Source organism: Pseudomonas synxantha BG33R, from assembly GCF_000263715.2.
Lineage (GTDB): Bacteria > Pseudomonadota > Gammaproteobacteria > Pseudomonadales > Pseudomonadaceae > Aquipseudomonas > Aquipseudomonas synxantha_A.
On sequence record NZ_CM001514.1, the window covers coordinates 5,852,341 to 5,877,066 of the forward strand.

24 protein-coding genes, 1 pseudogene and 1 riboswitch are annotated in these 24,726 nt (G+C 60.0%); of the genes and pseudogenes, 12 read left to right on the forward strand and 13 right to left on the reverse strand.

What is annotated here, in order from left to right; genetic code table 11:
* The first annotated feature begins 37 nt into the window (after positions 1–37).
* Entirely contained in the window at positions 38–433 is a 396-nt protein-coding gene (locus tag PSEBG33_RS02035; protein ID WP_005792206.1) for a DUF1090 domain-containing protein, read from the forward strand.
* Positions 434–439: 6 nt separating this feature from the next.
* Here PSEBG33_RS02035 and PSEBG33_RS02030 read toward each other — a convergent pair whose 3' ends face one another.
* Positions 440–889 carry a c-type cytochrome gene (locus tag PSEBG33_RS02030; protein WP_005792207.1) on the reverse strand — a complete coding sequence of 150 codons (450 nt, stop codon included), beginning with the start codon at positions 887–889 and terminating at the stop codon, positions 440–442.
* 128 nt (positions 890–1,017) lie between these two features.
* Between PSEBG33_RS02030 and PSEBG33_RS02025 the strand changes: the two genes are divergently transcribed.
* Complete coding sequence (locus PSEBG33_RS02025; protein ID WP_005792208.1) at positions 1,018–2,211, forward strand: murein transglycosylase A; 1,194 nt, start codon at positions 1,018–1,020, stop codon at positions 2,209–2,211.
* Positions 2,212–2,289: 78 nt separating this feature from the next.
* Here PSEBG33_RS02025 and PSEBG33_RS02020 read toward each other — a convergent pair whose 3' ends face one another.
* Positions 2,290–2,676, reverse strand: coding sequence for an MAPEG family protein (locus PSEBG33_RS02020; protein WP_005792210.1), 387 nt, complete (start codon positions 2,674–2,676; stop codon positions 2,290–2,292).
* 31 nt (positions 2,677–2,707) lie between these two features.
* A pseudogene (locus PSEBG33_RS02015) lies at positions 2,708–2,980 on the reverse strand (EamA family transporter); the annotation flags it as partial.
* Between the two features lie 118 nt (positions 2,981–3,098).
* Here PSEBG33_RS02015 and PSEBG33_RS02010 point away from each other — a divergent pair.
* Positions 3,099–4,358: a cation:proton antiporter gene (locus PSEBG33_RS02010; RefSeq protein ID WP_005792213.1), complete on the forward strand. Its 1,260-nt coding sequence runs from the start codon at positions 3,099–3,101 to the stop codon at positions 4,356–4,358.
* Here PSEBG33_RS02010 and PSEBG33_RS02005 read toward each other — a convergent pair.
* From PSEBG33_RS02005 to PSEBG33_RS01995, 3 genes are all read right to left on the reverse strand, one after another.
* Positions 4,352–5,239 carry a formate/nitrite transporter family protein gene (locus PSEBG33_RS02005; RefSeq protein ID WP_005792214.1) on the reverse strand — a complete coding sequence of 296 codons (888 nt, stop codon included), beginning with the start codon at positions 5,237–5,239 and terminating at the stop codon, positions 4,352–4,354. The two genes, PSEBG33_RS02010 and PSEBG33_RS02005, sit on opposite strands and share 7 nt — an antisense overlap.
* Before the next feature lie 71 nt (positions 5,240–5,310).
* A complete protein-coding gene (locus PSEBG33_RS02000; protein WP_005792216.1) occupies positions 5,311–7,230 on the reverse strand; it encodes a patatin-like phospholipase family protein in 1,920 nt (639 codons plus the stop codon).
* Positions 7,231–7,330: 100 nt separating this feature from the next.
* The gene (locus PSEBG33_RS01995) at positions 7,331–7,735 is read right to left on the reverse strand and encodes an acyl-CoA thioesterase (RefSeq protein WP_005792217.1); all 405 of its coding nucleotides are present in this window, start codon (positions 7,733–7,735) and stop codon (positions 7,331–7,333) included.
* Between the two features lie 198 nt (positions 7,736–7,933).
* Positions 7,934–8,040: riboswitch (S-adenosyl-L-homocysteine riboswitch) on the forward strand.
* A 21-nt stretch (positions 8,041–8,061) separates the two neighbouring features.
* Between PSEBG33_RS01995 and ahcY the strand changes: the two genes are divergently transcribed.
* The 5 genes from ahcY to PSEBG33_RS01970 all read left to right on the forward strand — a co-directional run bounded on the left by ahcY (position 8,062) and on the right by PSEBG33_RS01970 (position 14,626).
* Positions 8,062–9,471 (forward strand): adenosylhomocysteinase, encoded by a 1,410-nt coding sequence (ahcY, locus tag PSEBG33_RS01990; protein WP_005792218.1) that lies wholly within the window; start codon positions 8,062–8,064, stop codon positions 9,469–9,471.
* Positions 9,472–9,649: 178 nt separating this feature from the next.
* Positions 9,650–10,495 carry a methylenetetrahydrofolate reductase [NAD(P)H] gene (gene metF / locus PSEBG33_RS01985; protein WP_005792219.1) on the forward strand — a complete coding sequence of 282 codons (846 nt, stop codon included), beginning with the start codon at positions 9,650–9,652 and terminating at the stop codon, positions 10,493–10,495.
* A 75-nt stretch (positions 10,496–10,570) separates the two neighbouring features.
* The gene (locus PSEBG33_RS01980; RefSeq protein ID WP_005792221.1) at positions 10,571–11,653 is read left to right on the forward strand and encodes a hypothetical protein; all 1,083 of its coding nucleotides are present in this window, start codon (positions 10,571–10,573) and stop codon (positions 11,651–11,653) included.
* Between the two features lie 63 nt (positions 11,654–11,716).
* Positions 11,717–12,520: a substrate-binding periplasmic protein gene (locus PSEBG33_RS01975; protein ID WP_005792222.1), complete on the forward strand. Its 804-nt coding sequence runs from the start codon at positions 11,717–11,719 to the stop codon at positions 12,518–12,520.
* 222 nt (positions 12,521–12,742) lie between these two features.
* Complete coding sequence (locus PSEBG33_RS01970; RefSeq protein ID WP_005792223.1) at positions 12,743–14,626, forward strand: DEAD/DEAH box helicase; 1,884 nt, start codon at positions 12,743–12,745, stop codon at positions 14,624–14,626.
* A 185-nt stretch (positions 14,627–14,811) separates the two neighbouring features.
* Here the strand turns inward: PSEBG33_RS01970 and PSEBG33_RS01965 are convergent, their stop codons facing one another.
* Both PSEBG33_RS01965 and PSEBG33_RS01960 read right to left on the reverse strand, forming a co-directional pair.
* A complete protein-coding gene (locus PSEBG33_RS01965) occupies positions 14,812–15,411 on the reverse strand; it encodes a YceI family protein (protein WP_005792224.1) in 600 nt (199 codons plus the stop codon).
* A 32-nt stretch (positions 15,412–15,443) separates the two neighbouring features.
* On the reverse strand, positions 15,444–15,995 hold the full coding sequence (locus tag PSEBG33_RS01960) for a cytochrome b (protein WP_005792225.1): 552 nt from the start codon (positions 15,993–15,995) through the stop codon (positions 15,444–15,446).
* Between the two features lie 272 nt (positions 15,996–16,267).
* Between PSEBG33_RS01960 and PSEBG33_RS01955 the strand changes: the two genes are divergently transcribed.
* Positions 16,268–17,674, forward strand: coding sequence for an adenosylmethionine--8-amino-7-oxononanoate transaminase (locus PSEBG33_RS01955; protein WP_005792226.1), 1,407 nt, complete (start codon positions 16,268–16,270; stop codon positions 17,672–17,674).
* A gap of 70 nt (positions 17,675–17,744) precedes the next feature.
* Positions 17,745–18,464 carry a 16S rRNA (uracil(1498)-N(3))-methyltransferase gene (locus PSEBG33_RS01950; RefSeq protein ID WP_005792227.1) on the forward strand — a complete coding sequence of 240 codons (720 nt, stop codon included), beginning with the start codon at positions 17,745–17,747 and terminating at the stop codon, positions 18,462–18,464.
* Between the two features lie 9 nt (positions 18,465–18,473).
* Here the strand turns inward: PSEBG33_RS01950 and PSEBG33_RS01945 are convergent, their stop codons facing one another.
* Positions 18,474–19,376: a transporter substrate-binding domain-containing protein gene (locus PSEBG33_RS01945; protein WP_005792229.1), complete on the reverse strand. Its 903-nt coding sequence runs from the start codon at positions 19,374–19,376 to the stop codon at positions 18,474–18,476.
* Between the two features lie 66 nt (positions 19,377–19,442).
* Entirely contained in the window at positions 19,443–20,684 is a 1,242-nt protein-coding gene (locus PSEBG33_RS01940; RefSeq protein ID WP_005792230.1) for a D-amino acid dehydrogenase, read from the reverse strand.
* Positions 20,685–20,792: 108 nt separating this feature from the next.
* Between PSEBG33_RS01940 and PSEBG33_RS01935 the strand changes: the two genes are divergently transcribed.
* On the forward strand, positions 20,793–21,695 hold the full coding sequence (locus PSEBG33_RS01935; RefSeq protein ID WP_005792231.1) for a LysR family transcriptional regulator: 903 nt from the start codon (positions 20,793–20,795) through the stop codon (positions 21,693–21,695).
* Between the two features lie 24 nt (positions 21,696–21,719).
* On the opposite strand, the gene trhA is transcribed toward PSEBG33_RS01935, so the two are convergent.
* The gene (trhA, locus tag PSEBG33_RS01930) at positions 21,720–22,337 is read right to left on the reverse strand and encodes a PAQR family membrane homeostasis protein TrhA (RefSeq protein WP_005792233.1); all 618 of its coding nucleotides are present in this window, start codon (positions 22,335–22,337) and stop codon (positions 21,720–21,722) included.
* A gap of 144 nt (positions 22,338–22,481) precedes the next feature.
* Here trhA and PSEBG33_RS01925 point away from each other — a divergent pair, with 144 nt between their 5' ends.
* Positions 22,482–23,396 carry a LysR substrate-binding domain-containing protein gene (locus PSEBG33_RS01925; RefSeq protein WP_005792234.1) on the forward strand — a complete coding sequence of 305 codons (915 nt, stop codon included), beginning with the start codon at positions 22,482–22,484 and terminating at the stop codon, positions 23,394–23,396.
* A 121-nt stretch (positions 23,397–23,517) separates the two neighbouring features.
* Here PSEBG33_RS01925 and madM read toward each other — a convergent pair whose 3' ends face one another.
* Both madM and madL read right to left on the reverse strand, forming a co-directional pair.
* Positions 23,518–24,282: a malonate transporter subunit MadM gene (madM, locus tag PSEBG33_RS01920; protein ID WP_005792235.1), complete on the reverse strand. Its 765-nt coding sequence runs from the start codon at positions 24,280–24,282 to the stop codon at positions 23,518–23,520.
* 1 nt (position 24,283) lies between these two features.
* Complete coding sequence (gene madL, locus PSEBG33_RS01915) at positions 24,284–24,688, reverse strand: malonate transporter subunit MadL (RefSeq protein ID WP_032803741.1); 405 nt, start codon at positions 24,686–24,688, stop codon at positions 24,284–24,286.
* Between the last annotated feature and the right edge of the window lie 38 nt (positions 24,689–24,726).

Consider the following 24,726-nt stretch of genomic DNA (forward strand, 5'->3'; position numbering starts at 1 on the left):
CACCCGGCCACCTGATTGCGACCTTGGAGCTTTATAGATGAAATTTCTCGCCCCCTTTGCCTTGCTGACTCTCGCAAGTATCACAACCATGCCACTGCTGGCCGCCGAAGAAGCGCAACCGCTCACCGGCTGCGCCGCCAAGCGCCAGGCCATCAGCACCCAGATCGAACAAGCCAAGGCCCACGGTAACAGCGCCCAACAGGCCGGCCTGGAAAAAGCCCTGAGCGAAGTCACCGCCAACTGCACCGACGCCTCCTTGAAAAAAGAACGTGAAAACAAGGTGCTCGACGCCAAGCACGAAGTCTCCCGCCGTCAGGCCGACCTCGACAAGGCCATGAAAAAAGGCGATCCGGACAAGATCAACAAGCGTAAGGACAAACTGGCCGAGTCGCGCAAAGAACTACAGGACGCGGTGGAAGAACTCGACCAGTAAAAACGATCAGTGATCGCGGAACTGTTTATGACAGGCGCTGCAGGCGTCTTCGACTTTTTGCACCGCCGGCTGAAGGTTGCTGGCCTTGTAGGGTTGCACTTGGCTGGCGATCACCAATTCACCGGTGGCCGCCTCAAGGTCGCGGGCCAGTTGCTGGAACTGCGCCTGTTTCTGCCACACGTCGTCCTTGGCGCTGGTGTGATCTTCTTCGCGAACGCTTGGAAAGTGCTTCCACGGCTCATGGGACAACGCATCCAGCTTGACCGCGCCTTCTGCAAACCTGGCACCGTCGAACGGGATACGCCCGCGCAACATCCCGCCCAGGTCTTCGCCGGTCTTGAGCATCTGCTTGAAGATCGCCTTGCGTTGGCCCAGTGGGGAATTGGGGTCAACACCGCCACAGGCGGACAAGGCCAGGCAGGCCAGCAGTACAACGGTCAGTTTTTTTAGAATCATGATGGCTTCAGGTCACGGGAAACGGCGGCCAGTATCCTCGCCCCGCCCGCAAAGACCAATAGCCCTATTAATAATAAGGGTTGCCCGAATGCAGTGAAGCATGGGTAATCGCTTCAGGAAGTGCTTACATGAATATCACCGCGAAACCCTGGAGCCGCCGACTCGCGTGGGCTCTGCCAATGATCGCACTGCTGGCCGGCTGCGATGCAGGTAAAGATGCCGGCAAAGAGGTCGCCAAAGAAGAAGCCAAACCCCATGCGGTCGCCACCTATGTGAGTGCACCCTGGGAAGCCTTGCCGGTGGTTTCCGACAGCGATTTGCTGGCCGGTTTTGAATCCTGGCGCAGCGCCTGCCAGCGCCTCAAGGCCGACCCGGTATGGGGCACCACCTGCGCGGCAGCGGCCAGCGTACCGGGCGATGCCGTGGCGGCTCGCGGCTTTCTCAAGGAACACCTCGATGTCTTCGGCTTGCGTTCGGCCAACAACACACCCAATGGTTTGATCACCGGTTATTACGAGCCGGTCTACCCCGGCAGCCTGACCAAAACTGCTACCGCCCATGTGCCGGTCTACGGCGTGCCGGATGACTTGATTATCGTCAACCTCGAAAGCATCTACCCGGAGCTTAAAGGCAAGCGCCTGCGTGGACGCCTGGAAGGTCGGGTGCTCAAGCCTTATGACGACGCCAGCACCGTCAACAGCCAGGGCTCCACTGCCAAGCCGATCGCCTGGCTGACCGACCCAATGGACCTGCAATTCCTGCAAATCCAGGGCTCAGGGCGTATTCAACTGGCGGGTGGGCGCCAACTGCGCGTAGGTTACGGCGACCAGAACGGCTACCCGTACCGCCCCATCGGCCGTTGGCTGGTAGAGCAAGGCGAGCTGAAAAAAGAAGAGGTGACCATGGGCGCCATCAGCGCCTGGGCCAAGGCACATCCGCAGCGCATTCCCGAACTGCTGGCGAGCAACCCCAGCTACGTATTCTTCAGCGCACGCCCCGACAGTAACGAAGGCCCACGCGGTTCGCTGAACGTGCCATTGACCGCCGGCTACAGCGTGGCAGTGGACCGCAAGGTCATCCCGCTGGGTAGCCTATTGTGGTTGTCGACCACCAAACCCGATGGTTCACCGATCACCAGACCTGTCGCGGCCCAGGACACCGGCGGCGCAATCACCGGCGAAGTACGGGCAGACTTGTTCTGGGGCACAGGTGATGCGGCGGGAGAGCTGGCAGGAAATATGAAACAACAAGGGCAAATCTGGATGCTGTGGCCCAAAGGCGCGGCTCTGCCGCAAGTACCGGATGCCCCCGCCGGCACCTGACAGACGCTGATAATGAAATGTGGGAGGGGCGGTGAGACGACTCCCCTTGCCCCCTCCCACAAAGGATTTGCTCAGGCGTTAGATCGAGACAAAGAAGAAACTCGCAATCAACGCCATTCCCACGGCCCACACCAGCGAACGCAAAATCGCCCAATCGGCCAGGTAGCAAATGATGTACAGCAGGCGGCTGGTGATAAACAGCACCGCCAGCACATTGATCGTCACCAGCTCGGCGTTGCCGGCCATGTGCGCAATGATCACTGCCGCGGCAAACGCCGGGGTCACTTCAAAGCTGTTGAGTTGCGCATTGTTGGCGCGCTTGGCGACACCCTCAACGGTATCGAGGAAAGCACGCGGGTCGTGGTTGTGCCGAGCTCCGAACTTTCCCGTGCTGAACTTGGCGACACCCGTGCATAGATAGGGCAGAAAAATTGCGATCAACACACACCAGAAAGCGACTGTCATCACTCATTCCTTTTTTGGATTTATCCGACGGTTAGAGTTTCATCACGAACATGCCGATCAGCACCAACCCACAAGCTATGAGCCGTGGCCGGCCAAAAGGTTCTTTCAAGTAACGCATGCCGAACAGCACCACCAGGATCACGCTGACTTCCCGCAACGCCGCCGCCTCGGCAATCGAGCCCAACTGCATGGCCCAAAGCACCAAAGCGTAGCTCAACAACACGCACAATCCCACGCTCAGGCCCAACCGCCATTGAGTGCGCCAGAACAGGCTGAAGGCCGCACGCTTGCGCACCAGCACCAGGGCTGTCGCTACCACCAGAACCGCCTCAATTGATTCGTGATGTAACTTCACCTGTTTATACTAAACGCCACCTCGGCGCACCCCATGCGCCTACATTTCCCTGCTCCAAGGACCCCGGATGCTCGAACTTGTCGCCGCCTTCATTTGCCTCACCACCCTGCTCACCTATGTGAACTTCCGCTTTATTGGCCTGCCGCCGACCATCGGTGTAATGGTCACTGCGCTGATTTTTTCCCTGATCCTGCAGGGCCTGAGCTTTATCGGCTATCCCGGCCTGGAGGAGCGCATCCAGCAACTGATCGGCCAGATCGACTTCGGCGATTTGCTGATGAACTGGATGCTGTCATTCCTGTTGTTCGCCGGCGCCTTGCACGTCAACTTGAACGACTTGCGCAGTTACCGCTGGCCCATCGGCCTGCTGGCCACCTTTGGTGTGTTGATCGCCACCGTGGTGATCGGCAGCCTGGCGTACTACATCTTCGCCCTGTTCGGCTGGCACGTGAGCTTCCTCTACTGCCTGCTGTTCGGCGCGCTGATTTCGCCTACAGACCCGATTGCGGTGCTCGGCGTGCTGCGTACCGCCAATGCGTCGAAACCACTGAAGACCACCATTGTCGGCGAGTCGCTGTTCAATGATGGCACCGCCGTGGTGGTGTTTACCGTGCTGCTGGGTATCGCGCAGTTGGGCGAGACGCCCACCGTGGGCGCCACTGCCCTGCTGTTTGCCCACGAGGCCATAGGCGGCGTGGTATTCGGCGGGCTGATCGGCTACCTCGTGTACCTGATGATCAAGAGTATCGAACAGCACCAGATCGAAGTGATGCTGACCCTTGCCCTGGTGATCGGCGGTTCGGCCATGGCTTCGGAACTGCACGTGTCCGCACCGATTGCAATGGTGGTCGCGGGGCTGATCATCGGCAACCTGGGGCGCAAGCTGGCGATGAACGACATGACGCGTCGCTACCTGGATGGTTTCTGGGAACTGCTTGATGACATGCTCAACGCCTTGCTGTTTGCGTTGATCGGCATGGAGTTGCTGCTGTTGCCATTCAACTGGCTGCACGTATTCGCGGCCAGTTTGCTCGCCGTGGCGATCCTGCTCTCGCGCCTGTTGACGGTGGCCCCGGCGATCTTGCTGCTGCGGCGCTGGCGCACGGTACCGCGCGGCACTATCCGCATCCTGACCTGGGGTGGTTTGCGTGGCGGTGTCTCGGTGGCCTTGGCCTTGGCGCTGCCCTTGGGTCCGGAGCGCGACTTGTTGCTGAGCATCACCTACATCGTGGTGCTGTCATCGATCCTGTTGCAGGGGTTGAGCATCGGCAAGCTGGTCAAACACGTGACCCGGGGCGAACCCCAGGCCACGCCTGAACATCACTGATCTTTTCTAGTCGGCTGCGGATGCCTCGGGTCCGCAGCAGCTTTGCCTGGCAAGCTGCTCTCACTGCGAATCTGCGCATGGCTGATCAGGGCGAAGATAAAACTGCCGCCGATGATATTGCCCGCCAGGGTCGGTCCGGCAAACACCAGCCAGAAATCCTTCCACGGCAGCTCGCCGGCAAACACCAGGTAAGACACTTCCGCCGAACCGACGACGATATGCGTGAAGTCACCCAGGGCCATCAGGTATGTGATCAGGATAATGATCCACATCTTTGCGCTTTCCATCGATGGGATCATCCACACCATGGTGGCGATCATCCAGCCGGAAACGATGCCCTTGGCAAACATCTGGCCAGAGTCGTTCTCCATGATCTTGCGTCCGATTTCAAGAAAGGCCAGGTCGGTCTTGGTATCGAAAATAGGTAAATGCAACATCACGTAAGCCACCAGCAAAGTACCGCACAGATTGCCTACCAGCACGACTGTCCATAGTCGTAGCAGACGTGCAGCATTGCCCAGAGTGGGTTTGCTCATAACCGGCAGCACCGCGGTCAGGGTGTTTTCGGTGAACAATTGCTGGCGTGCGAGGATCACCGCCAGAAACCCCGCGCAATAGCCAAAACTGGCTATCACCTTGAAGCCCTCGGCGTCCGGCAGGCGTGAATTGAGCAAACCCATCGCCATCAACGACAGGCCCATGGTAAGTCCGGCGGCCAGTGCCGACCACCATAAGGCGGCGACACTGCGCTCCAGCTCCTGGTCGCCCTGGGTACGGATGATTTCGTGAAGAACCGCCGCACGGGGCGGCTGGTTCTTGTCGACGTCCTGCTGCTCTTCCTGCGACAGGTTGGGGGTCTTGCCGTCTGCTTGAGTGGCCATGATGTACCAAAGTCCGAGGGGTGCCTGAAGCTACGACATGCCGCGACGATGGCTGTTCAATGACCCGGCAATTAAACCGGAATGCGCCACGCCTTGGCCTGTTCCACGGTGGTGGAACTCAAGGGTTTGCTCCAGGGTTTATTGCGCGCTTGATAGTATTTGATGATGCCATCGAGCACGCTATTGAAGTCTTGCGGCGTCTTCACCTCTTTCAAGTCACGCACCGCACGCTGCAGCAGCTCAACGTTGGATGCCGGCTGGCCAGGACGGTACAGCGATGGGTAGATGACCTCCCGCGTAAAGTGTTCAGCTTTCACCCCGATATCCCGACTTTGCATCTCGGCGACCGCACTGCTCAATACCTTGGACATACTTGGCACACTGCCCGATTTTTGCTTGGCGCCCACCTGTAAAAGCTGCTGGAAATTACGCTGGCCCGGCGTATTCAGACGTTTGCCCAACCACTCGATGTGCTCGGGCCTGCTGGCGAGAGAGTCCAGATTGCGTAAGGCCGCAGCAATCTTCGGAGTAATCTTCAGGGACGTGTCGGATTGGTTGGCTTCGGTGATTGCACTGTTCAACGCCTCCAACGCCTGTTTCGCCTCATCGCGAAACCGCACTGCGTCTGCGCTGGCGGGGTCCTTGCGCAATTCACCCTGCACGCTGGCAAGCATTTGATCATCCATCGCCAACACAGCATCGTCCAGGGAGGCGAACTCATGGCGCTCACGTGTCAGTTCACGCTTTTGCAGGTGGCTCGACACCGATTGGCGAGCCTGGGCCTGCAAATGCTGTTTCTGTTCAAGGGTCATGGTGAAGTTGACGGTGCCGTTGAGCAGGCCGCGAAAATCGCCTTTGTTCGAGTTCAACGGCAATGTCACCGTTTGATCCGAGAACGCCTTGAGCCGGTCATTTTGGTAGGTTTCAGCCGCGGTATGCGGCGTGCCTGTGAACGTGTCAGCCAAATGGCTGAAAAAGTCACCGCTCTGGCGCGGTGGTGAGCTCTGCTCGGATTCGAACTTGACGATCAGCGATTCGTCCTTGCACAAAGGGCTCTCCGCAAACGAACGTTCAATGACACCGGGGGCAGGGGTATTGAGGAGCAGCCCTCCGTCTTGAAACGCCGTAACCTCTGCATCCGCCTGAAACCCATGGCCCTGTTCGGACGGGCTCTTGAACAGGCCCGGCAACGCCCCCGAAATAAGCGCAGCACGGGCGATGTCCATATCTGGCGTCAGGCTGGCATTGAACACCACCAACTGTGGACGACCGTCGAACATGCCTGTGCCCGTGATGTTCAGTTGCTTGATCGCCGGAATATGGCGGCTCAACACCTCCAGGTCGCGAAAGGTGGGCCCGGCTCCGGCTTTGAGCCGGTCGGCGATTTGCGTGACTTCAGGCGGGCGGTCCGCCATGGGCATGCGCTCGACATGGGCAAGAATCGATTGACGTGACTGGTTGCGAATCAATTCTTCCAGGGGCTGCCCCTCGGTTTGCAGGCGCGGCAGCAGGGTCAGCAGCAGTTGCGAAATATTGCCGCCCGGGCCAGGTAGATTGCCGGCAAGCTTGCCAAGTTTGGAACTGGCATCCTGCAGCCAGGCCAGGATCGGATCCTTGCTGTTGAGCAGGCTAGGTAAGTCGAGACTGTTCGACAACTGCGTGAACGCCTTCGCGTCCATGCCACTGGCGAGTAACGCTGCAGAAATCGCACCGGCAGACGAGCCCGACACCACCTTGACGTCTTTGAGTTTGTCGGCGTCTTCAAGCGCCTGCACCATCCCGGGAAAGGCAATGCCCTTGGCACCACCGCCACTGAGCACCAAATGAGCAGGCGGCGGCGGGGACAGCACCACCTCGACGCGGCCATCGCTATGCCGATAAATACTCAGGTTGCGCTCGCCCACGCCCTTGACCAAAGGCGTCTTCACGTCCTGGCTGAAGGTTTGAGACGAAAGAGGCTTATTTTCTACAACGGAACTGGAGACTTTCATACATGAGGCTCTCTCTACAGGGTGTAGGCCTGAGTGATGAGAGAGCCTCGCAAGGATCCACACGGAATGATTCGGTAACGCAAATCACGTCGCGCAGGTGTTACTCAGAAAGACCTTCGTCCTGGAACTGGTCCTTCACATACTTGATTTCGGTACGGCCATGGGGCGCCGGCAAACCATCTTCGCCCAGGTTGACGAAGACCATTTTTTCCACCGTCAGGATACTTTTGCGGGTGATCTTGTTGCGCACTTCACAGGTCAGAGTGATGGAGGTGCGGCCGAACTCAGTGGCGGTGATACCCAGTTCAATGATGTCGCCCTGGCGCGAGGCGCTGACAAAGTTGATTTCGGAGATGTATTTGGTCACCACGCGCTGGTTGCCCAATTGGACAATCGCGTAGATGGCTGCTTCTTCATCGATCCAGCGCAGCAGGCTGCCGCCGAACAGGGTGCCGTTGGGGTTGAGGTCTTCGGGTTTTACCCATTTGCGGGTGTGGAAGTTCATGATCACTCCAAAGCGTCTTGCCAAATGATGGGCAACATCATGGCAGAGCCAGGGCCCAAGCTCTATGAGCCATTGCCTATCGCCCCCATGCGCGATCTTCATGCCGCCGACAGAAAGGCTTGGGAAGTGCCACATACACGGCTATAATCGCCTCCGTTTCAAAACGGTCATCTTCGATTGATACCGTTCTCCCGCCACCTGTCCGAGGGGCGCTGCAGCAGGTTCAACCTGTCAGGCTCGGATGGGGCGTTGTCCGGCCTGGTTGCCCTGGCCTGATACTAAACGCACAACGGCGCCCATTCGCACACTACGAATGGAGGCTCTCTATGAGCGCTGTAATGACGCCTGCAGATTTCAACGACTACAAAGTCGCCGACATGTCCCTCGCTGCCTGGGGCCGTCGCGAAACCTTTATCGCCGAATCCGAAATGCCGGCCCTGATGGGCCTGCGTCGCAAGTACGCCGCTGAACAGCCGCTCAAGGGCGCGAAGATTCTGGGCTGCATCCACATGACCATCCAGACTGCCGTACTGATCGAAACCCTGGTTGCCCTGGGTGCCGAAGTGCGTTGGTCCTCGTGCAACATCTTCTCGACTCAGGACCAGGCCGCCGCCGCTATCGCTGCCGCCGGTATCCCGGTATTTGCCTGGAAGGGCGAGACCGAAGAAGAGTACGAGTGGTGCCTGGAGCAAACCATCCTCAAGGATGGCGCGCCATGGGATGCCAACATGATCCTCGACGATGGCGGCGACCTGACCGAACTGCTGCACAAGAAGTACCCGCAGATCCTCGACCGCGTCCACGGCGTGACCGAAGAAACCACCACGGGCGTGCACCGCCTGCTGGATATGCTGGCCAAGGGCGAGCTGAAGATCCCGGCCATCAACGTCAACGACTCGGTGACCAAGAGCAAGAACGACAACAAGTACGGCTGCCGTCACAGCCTGAACGATGCGATCAAGCGCGGCACCGACCACCTGCTGTCGGGCAAGCAAGCCCTGGTGATCGGCTACGGTGACGTGGGCAAGGGTTCCTCCCAGTCCCTGCGTCAGGAAGGCATGATCGTCAAGGTCTCCGAAGTTGACCCGATCTGCGCCATGCAAGCCTGCATGGATGGTTTCGAAGTGGTTTCGCCGTTCATCGACGGTATCAACGACGGCACCGAAGCAAGCATCGACAAGGCCCTGCTGGGCAAGATCGACCTGATCGTCACCACCACCGGTAACGTGAATGTGTGCGATGCGAACATGCTCAAGGCCCTGAAGAAGCGCGCCGTTGTCTGCAACATCGGCCACTTCGACAACGAGATCGACACCGCATTCATGCGCAAGAACTGGGCGTGGGAAGAAGTGAAGCCGCAGGTGCACAAGGTTCACCGTACCGGCGCCGGCAATTTCGACCCGCAGAACGATGACTACCTGATCCTGCTGGCCGAAGGCCGCCTGGTGAACCTGGGCAACGCCACTGGTCACCCAAGCCGCATCATGGATGGCTCGTTTGCCAACCAGGTATTGGCGCAGATCTTCCTGTTCGAACAGAAGTACGCCGACCTGTCGCCAGCCCAGAAAGCCGAGCGCCTGACCGTTGAAGTACTGCCCAAGAAACTCGACGAAGAAGTGGCCCTGGAAATGGTCCGCGGCTTCGGCGGCGTCGTGACTCAACTGACCAAGACCCAGGCCGACTACATCGGTGTGACGGTTGAAGGTCCGTTCAAGCCGCACGCTTACCGCTACTGATCGGCCTTGCTGGCGCCGGCTCTTCTGTGGGAGCCGGGCTTGCCCGCGATGCAGACGCCTCGGTGTTCCAGTAACACCAAGCTGATGCTATCGCAGGCAAGCCAGCTCCCACAGAAAGCCAGGCACCCGCATCGATTGCGTATGCCTTCCAGGCTTTCGAGTTTCCAAGGGTATTACCATGTCCCAAGACCGTCGCTACAGCTTCGAGTTTTTCCCGACCAAGACCGATGCTGGGCATGAAAAACTGATGGCCACTGCCAAGGTGCTGGCCAGCTACAACCCCGACTTCTTCTCCTGCACCTACGGCGCCGGCGGTTCGACCCGCGACCGCACGATCAACACCGTGTTGCAGCTGGAAAGCGAAGTCAAAATTCCCGCCGCTCCGCACTTGTCGTGCGTGGGCGACAGCAAGGCCGACCTGCGTGGTCTGCTGACCCAATACAAAGCCGCCGGCATCAAGCGTATCGTCGCCTTGCGTGGCGACCTGCCGTCCGGCATGGGCATGGCCAGCGGTGAGCTGCGCTACGCCAATGACCTGGTGAGTTTCATCCGCGAAGAAAGCGGCGATCACTTCCATATCGAAGTGGCCGCTTACCCGGAGATGCACCCCCAGGCGCGCAATTTCGAAGACGATTTGCAGAACTTCGTGCGCAAGGCGAATGCCGGCGCCAACAGTGCAATCACCCAGTACTTCTTCAACGCCGACAGTTACTTCTACTTCGTCGAGCGTGTACAAGCGATGGGTGTGAATATCCCGATCGTGCCGGGCATCATGCCGATCACCAACTACAGCAAGCTGGCACGTTTCTCCGACGCCTGCGGTGCCGAAATCCCCCGCTGGGTGCGCAAGCAACTGGAAGCCTATGGCGACGACGTCAAAAGCATCCAGGCCTTCGGCGAACAGGTCATCACCGAGATGTGTGAGCAATTGTTGCAGGGTGGTGCGCCAGGGTTGCATTTCTATACCCTGAACCAATCTGAACCCAGTCTTGCTGTCTGGAACAACCTCAAGCTGCCACGCTGAGGTCTGTTCGGTTGTACCAAGGCCCTCAGACGAGGGCCTTTGTCGTTTTACGTGACCCACGGAACCCCGCAGTCCATGAATACAGTGTCCCCGACTTCCCGCCCGCAACTGGTCTATCTGGTCTTCGGTGCCCAGACCTACCACCAGGAAGCGGTATTCAGCATCGCCAGCGCACTGGCGTTCCTGCAGGACACCCCGGACGCGAACTTGGACATCCAGGTGTTCACCGACAATCCCGAGCCTTATCACCTGCTGCCGGTACGCGTGCGCCCACTGGACGAGGCCACTCGCAAACGCTGGAGCGAGCCCCACGGTTATCATTTCCGCACCAAACACGTGGTACTGCGCCAGGTACTGGAAGAGTCCGAGGTGGCGCTGCTGATCGACACCGACACGTTCTTCCACCATTCGCCCATCGCCCTGTTCGAGCGCGTGCAGCCCGGCACCCTGCTGTGCAACGCCTTCTACACCAAGTACGGCGACAACCACGAAAGTATCCTCTACACCGCCCTGCATCAGCGCCTGCTGGAGATGGGCGTGGCCGACGATGACATGATGACCCTCAATTCCGGGGTCATGGGCCTGACCCAACAGGATGCACACATCCTCGACCGCTCCATCGAATTGATGGATGAACTGTTCCCCCACGCCCAGGGCGCCTACACCCTGGAAGAGTTCTGCATGTCCATCGCCGCCTACCGCACCGTCAACGTGCGCGAATGCCCGGACCTGATCCACCATTACTGGAGCCGCAAACAGCTGTTCCGGGCCAAGGTCAAGGCGTGGATCGCCAAACACGCCAGTGCCCCAACCAGTGCACAGGCCCTGGCCGATACCCGCCAGGTCTCCTCGCACCTGCCGCGCCCGCCGCGCGTGCAGCGCATGATGTACAAGCTGATTACCTTGCTGCTGCCCAAGCACCAGCAGCAGTTCATTCGTGAAATCCTCTATGGCTGCTACGAACACGAAAACGAATTCGATCAGGCCTGCGGTCCGGTTTGGTGGGACAAGGCACGACAAAACCAGGAAGAACGCCAGAAGCGTCCACTGGATGCCCACCAACTGGAACACTGGTTCGCCAACCCCGTGGTGCGGCTGATACTGGGCGAGCGCCGCGCCGCGATCCACGAACACTTGCTGGACGCTCCGGCGAAATAACACCGCCCGCCAATGCGCGTGGTAGAGCTTCTCTTTCTGTCGGGAGCGTCGTAACCTCAAGGTATGCCCGCCATTTTCAAGCTACTGACCGCTGTGCTTTTTTCTTGCCTGAGCCTGGTCGCTCATGGCGAGAAACTGCGCATTGTCACCGAGCCCTGGGCGCCCTATGTCTACGACGATAACGGCACCAGGGCCGGCCTGGATTACGAAACCACAGTGGCCGTGTTCCAACGTCTGGGCGTGGAAGTGCAATGGCAATTCCTGCCCTGGAAGCGCTGCCTGGCGATGCTCGAGCAGGGTCACGCCGATGGCGCGCTGGATATTTTCCACAGCCATGAACGCGACGCCCAGTTGCTCTACCCCAGTGAACCCTTGTCGGAAGTCGAATTCGTCCTGTTCTACGCCAATGATCGCCCTCACCCCGCCACAACCCTTGATGAGCTGCGTGGCCTGACTGTCGGCATCTCGCCCGGCTACCTCTATGGCGAGACATTCAGTGGGTCCAGCGCATTCGAGCGCGAGCCTGCCCCCAGCCATGAAGCCAATTTCGGCAAGCTGATGCTCGGGCGCATCGATATGGTCGTGACTGACCGGCGAGTGGGGCAGCACATCATCAAGACGCTGGGCCTTGAGGGCAAAGTCAGCCAGGCGGCAGTGGTGGTCAGCCGCCAACAACAATTTCTCGCGGTGCGCCGTGGAGCCGGCATGGACCTGTTGGTACAGCGCTTTGCCGCCGAGCTCAAGCGTTTCAAGCAAGAGCCGGCCTATGCCGCCTTGAGCGCCAAATATGGTGGGATGCAGGCGCAAACCGCACCGATATCAGCCTCCGAACACGCCGTTGAGCAGCAGGAAAGCAGCGCGCCGTGATTGCTCTGTTATACTCCGGCCTTTCCGCCAGGCTTACGCCCGGCCGCTCGGGTCTTGAAAAAGGCACCCAACCCAGCTACTGCGCAGCTTTGCAGCCCGCGCGAGCCGGTGGAGTGCCCGCCAGACACAGCAGGACCGGACGGGATTGCGCTCCCCTAAGCGCCATTCACGCCCGGCAAGATTATCCCTTTGGGCCAAGCCCTAACTAAAACAGGATTACTCATGTCCTTTGCTTCCCTCGGTCTCTCCGAGGCTTTAGTCCGCGCCATCGAGGCAGCGGGCTATACCGAGCCTACTCCGGTGCAACAGCGGGCCATTCCCGCCGTGTTGCAAGGTCGCGACCTGATGGTCGCGGCTCAGACAGGTACCGGTAAAACCGGTGGTTTCGCCCTCCCGATTCTGGAGCGGTTGTTCCCCAACGGTCACCCGGACAAATCCCAGCGTCACGGCCCGCGCCAACCGCGTGTACTGGTCCTGACCCCTACCCGCGAACTCGCAGCCCAGGTCCATGACAGCTTCAAGCTGTACGCCCGCGACCTGAAGTTCGTCAGCGCCTGCATCTTCGGCGGTGTCGGCATGAACCCACAGGTTCAGGCCATGTCCCGTGGCGTTGACGTACTGGTCGCTTGCCCGGGTCGTTTGCTCGACCTGTGCGGCCAGGGCAGCGTCGACTTGTCCCACGTGGAAATCCTCGTGCTGGACGAAGCCGACCGTATGCTCGACATGGGCTTTGTCCATGACGTGAAAAAGGTCCTCGCACGCCTGCCGGCCAAACGTCAGAACCTGCTGTTTTCGGCAACGTTCTCCCAGGACATCACGGCCCTGGCCGGCAAGCTGCTGCACAACCCGGAGCGCATCGAAGTCACGCCACCGAACACCACGGTCGAGCGTATCGAGCAACGCGTATTCCGCCTCGCCGCCAGCCACAAGCGCTCGCTGCTGGCGCACCTGATCACCCACGGCGCGTGGGAACAGGTGCTGGTCTTCACCCGCACCAAGCACGGCGCCAACCGCCTGGCCGAGTACCTGGACAAGCACGGTCTCACCGCTGTCGCCATCCACGGTAACAAGAGCCAGAACGCGCGCACCAAAGCCCTGGCCGACTTCAAGGCCGGCACTGTGCGCATCCTGGTCGCCACCGATATCGCCGCCCGCGGCCTGGATATCGACCAGTTGCCACACGTGGTCAACTTCGAACTGCCGAACGTCGATGAAGACTATGTGCACCGTATCGGCCGTACTGGCCGTGCCGGTCGTTCGGGTGAGGCCATTTCCCTGGTCGCACCGGACGAAGAAAAACTGCTGAAAAGCATCGAACGCATGACCAAGCAGAAAATCGCCGACGGCGACCTGATGGGCTTCGATGCCAGCGCCGTGGAGGCCGAGAAACCTGAAGCCCGCGAGCGTCCAGATGTGCGTAACCCGCGCAACCCACGCGGTCCGAAGGGCGATGGCCCGAACGGCGGCGGTGGTGGCGGTGGTCGTCGCGACAAAGGCAAGGACAAGGGCAAGGAAAAGTCCGCCACCAGCAGCCGAGGTGAACGCCCGGCCCGTGAGCAAAAGCCACGTGAAGGCACCCCGGCCCGCGAACAGCGCCAGCCGAGCCAGCCGCCACGCGCCGCCGCTGACCGTGCCCCGGACGAGTTCCTCGACGACGATGTGGATAACTTCGGTAACCGCGTCGACTACGTGCCCCAGGCCAAACCGGCCCAGGGCCGTGGCCGTCGTCCAGGTGCTCCGGCACAAGGCGCCGGTGCGGGTGCTCCCCGTGGCGGCCAGCCACAGGGTGGCCGTCAGAACGGCCCGCGCAACAGCAGCGGCGGCACCACCGGTACTCCGCCTGCCAAGCGCAGCGGCCCGCGCAACGGTGCACCGCGTGACGGCCAGGCCCGTCGCGAGGACTCGCGCAGCAATAACCGCCGCCCGGCCCGTGACGACCAGCCACGCCTGTCCGAGCCAGCGGTGCAAAACCCGCGTGGAGGCCCGGCGCCGAAGATTATCCACAAGGAGTCGAAAGCTGATCGCTTCCCGACACCTGAGCAGTTGGACCAACTGCCAGGCCGTCCTCGTGGTGAGAAACCGGCGCTGCTGACCCGCAACCGCTGAGTTCCAAAGCCATAGGCGTTGACTGTTACAACGCCATCGCGGGCAAGCCCACTCCCACAAGGGAATGCATTTCTATTGTGGGAGCTGGCTTGCCTGCGATGAGGCCCGGCTAGGCAACACGAATCGTCAGCCAAAAAAATGCCCCGCATCTTTCGATGCAGGGCATTTTTTATGCGCGGCGAAAATTACTTCGCTTTCACACCTTCAAACGTGATGTACAGCTGAACGTTGTCAGACTGTGGACCTACGTCCATACCGTCTTTGTTGAATTCCTTGCGGCTGATGTTAGTGGTGCCTTCAAAGCCGGCACGGTAGCCGCCCCATGGATCCTTGCCTTCGCCCAGGAACGTGGCTTTGACCAGGATCGGCTTGGTCACACCGTGGAAGGTCAGGTCGCCGGTCACATCAGCAGTCAGCTTGCCATCAGCATTTTTGCCAGTTGGCTTGACGCTGGTGGAGACGAACTTGGCATCAGGGAATTTGCCCGACTCCAGGAAGTCCTTGCTGTTGACATGCTTGTCGCGCTCGGCGTGGTTGGAGAACACGCTGGCAGTACGCACGTTAACTTCAATCTTGGCGTCTTCCGGCTTGGCGGCGTCAAAGCTGAACTTGCCGTCCAGGTCCTTGAAGGTACCGGTAATGTAGCTGTAGCCCAGGTGGCTGATCTTGAAATCGACGAAGGCGTGCTGGCCTTCCTTGTCGATCACGTAGTCAGCGGCCATCGCCGAACCTGCGGACAGCAGAGCAGAACCGACTGCCAGCGCAGCGAGTGTTTTTTTCAACATGCTTTCTATTCCTTGTGAGTCGAGGTTGAACATCAGGCTTTGCGCCCCAGCATTCGTGTCAGGGTCGCATCACGATCGATAAAGTGGTGTTTCAATGCAGCCACGCCATGCAAACCGGCGAAGACCACCAACACCCAGGCCAGGTAAAGATGCACCCAACCGGCTGTGTCTGCCTGGTCCGGTAGACCGGAAACCACGGCAGGAATTTCAAACAGACCAAACACCGGGATACCGACACCGTCTGCGGTGGAAATCAGGTAACCGGCAATCATCACGGCAAACAGCCCCAGATACAGGAACGCATGGCCAAATGCAGCACCGATCCGCGTCAGGCGGCTATAGCTGGCCAGCGGTGGCGGCGGCGGGCTGACCAGGCGCCAGACGATACGTACCAGCATGATCGCGAACAGCGTGATGCCAATGCTCTTGTGCAGGTCCGGCGCATCTTTGCGCCAGGCGCTGTAGTAGTCGAGGCCGACCATCCACAAGCCCAGGGCGAATAAACCGAACACAACCAGGGCTACGCCCCAGTGCAAAACCATGCTGACCCAACCATAGCGGGCCGGCGAATTGCGTAGCTGCATGTACTTAATCCCGTAAGAACTGTGCCCAAGACTAGCGTTTTACCTATCGAATTAAAGCGGAAAATTTCGCTTTGAAATATCGAGAAATACGATGAAGAGGCTAGGTATCATAAATTAACAAGGGATTAAGACTATTCCCAAGAAACGCGACAGACCGTCCTGCATTTACCGCCAATTGCCCCACAATGGCTTGTGACACTCGCCACCATTGCATAGGCTTGCGCGATTGTTTCGCCTGCGCGCGCCGCAGGACCGCTTCGAGGAGATCACCGATGGGCTTGAACAACCAGTGGATGCAACGCGACCTCGCGGTGCTGTGGCATCCCTGCACCCAGATGAAAGACCACCAGCAACTGCCGCTGATTCCGATCAAGCGCGGTGAAGGCGTATGGCTGGAAGACTTCGAAGGCAAACGCTACCTCGACGCCGTCAGCTCCTGGTGGGTCAACGTGTTCGGCCACGCCAACCCGCGCATCAACCAGCGCATCAAGGACCAGGTCGATCAGTTGGAGCATGTGATCCTCGCCGGTTTCAGCCACCAGCCAGTGATCGAGTTGTCCGAGCGCCTCGTGCAGATGACGCCTGAAGGCCTGACGCGCTGCTTCTACGCCGATAACGGTTCATCCTGTATCGAAGTCGCATTGAAGATGAGCTTTCACTACTGGCTCAACCGTGGCCTGCCGAACAAGAAGCGCTTCGTCACCCTGACCAACAGCTACCACGGCGAAACCATCGCCGCGATGTCGGTAGGCGACGTGCCGTTGTTTACCGAGACCTACAAGGCGCTGCTGCTCGACACCATCAAAGTGCCAAGCCCCGATTGCTACCTGCGCCCCGACGGCATGAGCTGGGAAGAACACTCGCGCAACATGTTCCTGGCCATGGAACAGACCCTGGCTGACCACCACGATACCGTTGCCGCAGTGATTGTCGAGCCACTGATCCAGGGCGCCGGCGGCATGAGGATGTACCACCCGGTGTACCTCAAGCTGCTGCGCGAGGCCTGCGACCGCTACAGCGTGCACTTGATCCACGACGAAATCGCCGTGGGCTTCGGCCGCACCGGCAGCATGTTCGCCTGTGAACAGGCCGGCATCCGCCCGGACTTCCTGTGCCTGTCCAAGGCCCTCACCGGCGGCTACTTGCCGCTGGCCGCCGTGGTCACCACCGAAGATGTCTACAGTGCCTTCTACGACGACTACCCTACCCTTCGCGCCTTCCTGCACTCCCACAGCTACACCGGCAACCCGCTGGCGTGCGCGGCAGCCTTGGCGACGCTGGATATCTTTGAAGAAGACAACGTGATCGAAAACAACAAGGCCCTGGCCCAGCGCATGGCGACCGCCACCGCGCACCTGGTGGACCATCCTCACGTTGCGGAAGTGCGCCAGACGGGCATGGTGCTGGCGATCGAGATGGTGCAGGACAAAGCCACCAAGGCCGCCTACCCGTGGCAGGAACGCCGTGGCTTGAAGGTATTCGAACACGCACTGGAGCGCGGCGCGCTGTTGCGGCCACTGGGCAGCGTGGTGTATTTCCTGCCGCCCTATGTGATTACACCGGAGCAGATCGACTTCCTGGCCGAAGTGGCCAGCGAGGGGATTGATATCGCCACTAACAGCAACGTCAGTGTGGCGGTGCCGAAAGATTTTCACCCAGGCTTTCGTGACCCGGGTTGATACCAACCCCTGTAAGAACCGACTTGCCACAGCAAGCTCGCTCCTGCATACACCTCTTCAGAGAACAGAAATGAGACTGTCCCGCTTTTTCACCGACACCCCGCTGAGCCTCGGCGATCACGAACTTCCCGAAGCCCAGGCGCACTACATCAGCCGTGTGTTGCGCATGGGTGAAGGCGATGCCGTGCAGCTGTTCGACGGCTCTGGCCAGGAGTTTAGTGGCACGCTGCTGGAAGTCGGTAAAAAACGCGTCACCGTGCAACTGACGCGAAGCTTTGCCGGCCAAGATGAATCGCCGCTGCACATCCACCTCGGCCAGGGCCTGTCCCGGGGTGAGCGCATGGATTGGGCGATCCAGAAAGCCACTGAACTGGGCGTCAATGCGATCACACCGATCTTCAGCGAGCGCTGCGAAGTGCGCCTCAAGGATGAGCGCGCCGACAAACGCCTGCTGCACTGGCGTCAGGTTGCCATCAGCGCGTGCGAGCAGTGTGGGCGTTCAACGGTGCCGGTGATTCACGCACCGGTGTTGCTGGCCGACTGGCTGAAGCAAACTGAAGCCGACCTGAAACTGGTGCTGCACCCAGTCGCCGAGCCGATGATCAGTCACGCGAAGCCTTCGAGCCTGGCGTTTCTGATCGGGCCGGAAGGTGGCTTGACCGACGGCGAAGTCGACACCGCCCAAGGCGCTGGCTTCCATGCTGCGCGGTTGGGGCCACGGGTATTACGTACCGAAACCGCGCCCGTGGTGGCGCTGTCGGTCGCCCAGCAACTCTGGGGTGATTTCTAAACGGAGCGATCACTCCACCGGATCACTCACCGGCTTGGCAATGATCGCCTTCAACTCGCTGGTCATCGGGAATTCCAGGTTCAGACCCTTCGGCGGGATCGGCTGTTCAAACCAGCGCTGGTAAATCCCGTTGATCTCTCCCGAACGGTACAGATCACCCAAAGTCTCGTTGACCACGGCGAGAAACTGCGGGTCGTCCTTGCGCACCATGCAGCTGTAGATCTCCCGCGACTGCTCCTCGCCCACCACCACCCAGTGGTGCGGGTCCTTGGCCTTGGCGCGCTCGCCGTAAAGCAACGCATCATCCATATAGAACGCGACCGCACGGCCGGTCTCGAGCATCTTGAAAGCCTCGCCATGGTCCTTGGCGCTAATCACGAACATATTGGCTTTGTGTTCAGCGTTGTAACTTTTGAGAAAGCGTTCATTGGTGGTGCCGGCAGTGGTCACCACGTTCTTGCCCTTGAGGTCGACAAAGCCTTTGATCCCGCTGTCCTTGGCCGTTAGCAACTGCCCCTTCACGTAGATGAACCCGTAGGAAAATGCTACCTGCTTCTGCCGCTCGGCGGTCACGCCGGTGGAGCCACATTCCAGATCGACGGTGCCGTTCTGCACCAGCGGGATACGGGTTTGGGACGTCACCAGGTTGTACTTCACCTTGAGCTCACTCACCCCGATTTTCTGCTGGATGCGCTCGACAATCTTGCTCGCCAGATCCACCGAGTAGCCCATCGGCTTGCCACTGTTATCCCCAATGTAAGAAAACGGCACCGACGCATCGCGATACCCCAGGGTGATGGCCTTGGCGCTGGCGATCTTGCTCAAGGTGCCCTCCAGAGGCGTTTCGGCCGCATGGACGTTTGCCCCCAACAAAAGCCCCAGGGTGCAGCCGGTCAACAGGATCTTTTTCATTGTTATTCTCCGTTGGTTTTTGAGGTTATTTACGTACCGCAATCACGCCGCGTTACAGGGGTATCCTCAAGCGGCGCGGGGCGTCAGGCCCTGCATATCAATGGAAGGGGAACGCTGATCGATCAACTCGGCCAGCAGTTGGCCGCTACCGCAGGCCAGGGTGAAGCCCAGTGCGCCATGCCCCAGGTTCAACCACAAATTGCGGTAGGCGCTGGCACCGATCAACGGCACGCCCGTCGGTGTTGCCGGGCGCATACCGGCCCACTCGACCGCATGGGCGTAGTCACCGGCCAAAGGAAACGTTTCCAGCGCCTGACGCTTTATCAACGCCAGGCGCTTGGGCTCAAGACGCGCATCAAAGCCGACAATATCCACCATGGCCGCGATCCGCAGTTGCTCACCAATGCGCGCGTAAACGATCTTGCGGTCATAGTCGGTGATGCTCACGTTCGGCGCCTTGTGCTGCGCGCCGATCGGCACGCTCAGGCTGTAGCCCTTGAGCGGATACAGCGGCAGGGACAAGCGCGGCAATGCCAACTCGGCGCTGCGATGCCCGGCAGCCAATACCAGTTGGTCGACCGGCATCACTTCATGGCCCAACTCGATGGCCTGCACCGCACCGTCGGCGTGACGAATCCCGGTAACCTTGCGCCCCAGCAAAAATGTGCAACGCCCGGACGCTTCCAACCTTGCAGCCAGGCGTTGGCAAAAGGAATGGCAGTCTGCAACTTCTTCACTGGGCGTATAGATGCCTCCGACAAAACCCTGCACCGCCAACGAAGGTTCCAGGCGTTGGCAATCGGCCATCGACAGGACCTGCTGCTGCAGGATGTCAGTGACGTTGGCGCGTGCACGCTCAAACGTCTCGGCATTGCGAAAGGTCACCAGCTTGCCGTTGCGCCGCCAGTCGAAGCCGTCCAGGCGATCATCGACACGCCATTGCTGCAAGGTGCCTTGACTCAGGCTCGCCAGCCGCAGCAAGTGGGCAGCGTTGCGCTTGTTCACCGAGCCCCGGCAGGCACCGATGAACGCGGCCATCCAGCGCCATTGCTGGAGGTCAAGCCGTGGGCGCAGCTTCAGCGGCGAGTCGCCGCGCAACAGCCACCCAATCGCCTGCAGCGGCACGCCCGCGTCGGCCAATGGCGCAACATAGCGATAGGACAGCTGCCCACCGTTGGCGAAACTGGTTTCGCTGCCCAAGGTATCGCGGGCGTCGATCACCGTTACCTCATGGCCAGCCCGTACCAAAGCATAAGCACTGGCCAAGCCGATAACCCCACCACCGATGATGCAAACCTGCCTGGCCATCCCAGCCCCCGACCGTTGATTAACTGAAGACCAAGCGTAGGCGCAGGTGACAGGCCACCGACAATGAATAAAGATGGGTCACCTATAAACAAAGGTTATGGACTTGCCATGCGCTTGCGTCATATCGAAATCTTCCAGGCCATTCGCCAGACTGGCTCGATCAGTGCTGCCGCGCAGTTGCTGCACGTCTCGCAACCAGCGGTGACCAAAGTGTTGCAGCACGCCGAATTGCAGCTGGGCTTTGCGCTGTTTCCGCGGGTGCGCGGCAAATTGCAGCCCACGCCGGAAGCCTTGGCACTGGAAAGCGAAGTCGAGAAAGTCACCGAGAGCTTGCAAGGTGTAAGGCGTCTAGCCAAGAGCCTGCGCCGCGCCCCAGGGCAAAGCGTGCGCATTGGTGCGATTCCGGCGTTGGCCTTGTCGCTGCTGCCTCCGGCGATTCTGGAATGGAAGCGCGAATACCCCGACATGGCTTGCGAGCTGTCCAGCGACCATAGCCGTGAGCTGGTCCAGAAGTTGTTGATGCGCGAAATCGACCTGGCGCTGACCCTCAACTTTTCCGGCCATCCTGGGTTGACCACCCAGGTGCTGGCCAATGGCGTGCTGGTTGCATTGGCGTCCAAGGGCTATTGGTCGGCGGCTGAAATCAACCAGCCATTGCCGCTGAGCGAACTGGCGGGCGCGCCATTGATCGGGCTGTCCAGTGCTGATCCGCTGGCGACCAAGCTGGACAGCTACCTGGAGAACGTCGATCCACCGCCACGCGTGACCCTCTCGGTGCAAACCTATTCCCTGGCCCGGGCGATGGTGGAGTCAGGCGCCGGTTTGACGGTCATTGACCCCTTTACCGCCCTCGGCGCATCGACGGCAACCACCTGCATCCGCACCCTCACGCCACCCCTGCCGATCACCCTCTACGCCCTGACCCGTGGCGATGAACCACCGCCGCATATGCTGGCCAAGCTGCTGCAGATCTTCGGCAGTCGCGCCTGTGAGCTACTGGCACGTCTCTAATACCACCGAAGCCCCCTCCCACATTCAAAGCACGTAATGCATGATCGCCACAAAATGCAGCAGGCTGCCGCCAATCACAAACAAATGCCAGATCCCATGGGAATGGCGCAGGCGATCTTCCAGGGCAAAAAAGATGATGCCCACGGTGTACAACACGCCGCCCGACGCCAACCAGATAAACCCTGCCGTGCCCAGCGCCGCTATCAGCGGCTTGACTGCCACGAGTACGATCCAGCCCATCACCGCGTAGATCACGATGGACAGAATCCGCGCCTCCGAGCGCGGCTTGATCTCCTGCAGGATGCCGATCACCGCCAGCCCCCACACAATCCCGAACAGCGTCCAGCCCCACGGCCCGCGCAGAGTCACCAGGCAGAACGGTGTGTAGCTGCCGGCGATCAACAGGTAGATCGAAAAGTGATCGACCTTTTGCATGATCTCTTTTCGCCGCCCCCGCACGCTGTGGTACACGGTCGACGCGCTGTACAGCACCATCAGGGTAAAGCCATAAATCGCCACGCTGACGATCTTCCAGGGGCTGCCGTCCAGGCTCGCCACCACCAACATCCACACGGCGCCAATACACGCCGCGACTGCACCGAGCAAATGGCTCCAGGCGTTGAACCGTTCCCCGTGATACATCTATCGTTAACCTCCCCTCATCGTTGACGACTGTCGGCAAGCCTCCAGCCTTGCGCATAAGAGTGCAAGCAGCGTGTGACGTTCCAGCGACGAGGGCTGCGTTTGCAGGCACAATCGAGCGCAATCGAACAAGAGCCCACGGCCATGCTGATCGACGAAGAGTTCACCCTCAAGAAGCTGGAAATCTTCCTGGCGTTCATGCGCACCGGCAACCTGGCCCGCGCCGCCGCCGAGTTGCAAACCAGCAATGTCAGCGTTCATCGCGCCATCCACTCCCTGGAAAATGCCCTGCGCTGCCCGCTGTTCAAACACGAAGGTCGCAACCTCACCCCGCTGGAAAGCGCCTATGTGCTTGAAGAACGCGCACAAAAACTGGTGGCCGATGTGGTCGACAGCGTACGCCTGACCCGCGAAGCCGCCGGCTTCTCCGCTGAGCGTTTCAAGCTCGGCTCGCTGTATTCGCTGACGGTAAAAACCGTACCGCAACTGATCATGGGCCTGAAGATCCGCCGCAGCGAACTCAACATCGACCTGATCCTCGGCTCCAATTTCGACCTGCTCTACAAACTCAAGAACATGGGAGTCGACGCGATCCTCATCTCCCTCGACGAACACGCCAACGACCCCGACTGTGAGCAGATCGCCCTGTTCAGCGATGACATCTTCCTCGCCACCCCGGCCGATTCGCCTCTGGATCGCAATCTGGAAATCGACCTGGCCGACGTGCGCGACGCCACCTTCATCACCCTCACCCAGGGTTTTGCCACGCACCAGGACGGCAATCGGGTGTTCAAGCAGGCGGGGTTCGAGCCGAAGGTGGCGATGCAGGTGAACGACATCTTCACCCTGCTGAGCATGGTCAGTTCAGGGGTGGGTTATGCCTTGCTGCCGGGGCGGATTGCAGCAGTGTATGAAAACCGCGTGAAGCTGATACCGCTGCAACCCCGGTATCAGTTGCAGCAGCAGATCGGCGTGGTGTTCTTGAAGGCCAAGGAGCGTGACCCGAACCTGCTGGCGTTGTTGGCGGAGTGTCGGATGTATGCCAATCGCCAGGCTTGAAAATGCCATCGGGGGCAAGCCCCCTCTCACATTTTGACCGCATTCTCAGGTTGAAACTCGGTCAAGTGTGGGAGGGGGCTTGCCCCCGATTGCGCCCGATCAAACACCACAATCTGCAAACCTACCCCACCAACCCACGCACAATGAAGTACAGCAGCGAAGGGCCAAGCAAACACCCAAGCCCGGTATGGAACGTCGCCGTCAGCGCGCCATACGGTACCAGCCGCCGATCCGTCGCCGCCAGGCCCGCCGTCACACCACTCACGGTGCCGGCCAACCCACCGAACACCATCGCCGAACGCGGGTTATCCAGGCCCATCCAGCGTGCCGCCACCGGCGTGCCAACCATCACCAGTATCGCCTTGATCAACCCCGTTGCGATCGACAGCGCCATCACATCCGAGGTCGCGCCAATCGCCGCGCCGGTCACCGGGCCGACGATGTAGGTTACAGCGCCAGCTCCGATAGTGGTCATGCTGATCGCATCGCGATAACCAAAGGCCCAGGCCATGCTCGCGCCAACAATAAACGGCAGGATCGTGCCCAGCAGCAGTGCAATCACACCGATCATCCCGGCCTTGCGCGCCTCGGTGGCTTGCACTTCGAACGCCGTGGCGACGATGGCGAAGTCACGCAACATCGCACCGCCCATCAGGCCGATCCCGGAAAACAGCGCAAGGTCCGCCAGGCCCTTTTGCCCACCCGTAAGCGTGCCGCCGACCCAGGCCAGGACCAGGCCGATAACAATGGCAATCGCCGAGCCATGAATGCGCCCGAAGGTCAGGCGCTTGGACAGCACCACGGAAATCCACATCACCACGCCAACGAACCCAAAGGCGGTAATCAGGCCGTTATGTTCCAAGCCTTTTTCAATGAGGTCCCACATATCAGCGACCTCCCGCGACGAGAGTCAGCGGTTCTTCGGGCGGCAAGGGCTCGCCCTTGTGGGTGCGGCTGATCAAGGCGATGGTGCAACCACACACCACGACCGAACCAATGGCCGCGAGCACCGCAACCGGGCCGCCATGCAGCGCCGTTACTACGTTTTGCTGGGCCGCCATCGCCACCACCACCGGGATGTACATGGCGCCCCAGAAACCCACGCCCATCTCGCAGTCCTTGGTCATGCCGCCGCGCTTTTGCATCCACAATCGCGCGCAGATCAGCAGGATCATCGCGATCCCCACGCCGCCTACGTTGGATTTGACGCCCAGCAACACGCCGAGCATGTCGCCCATGATCACGCCTGCAAGCGTGCAGATTGCCAGCAATGCCACACCGTAGATAATCATTATTGTTGTCCTCAAAGTGCTCGTTCGAAATTGTTGTT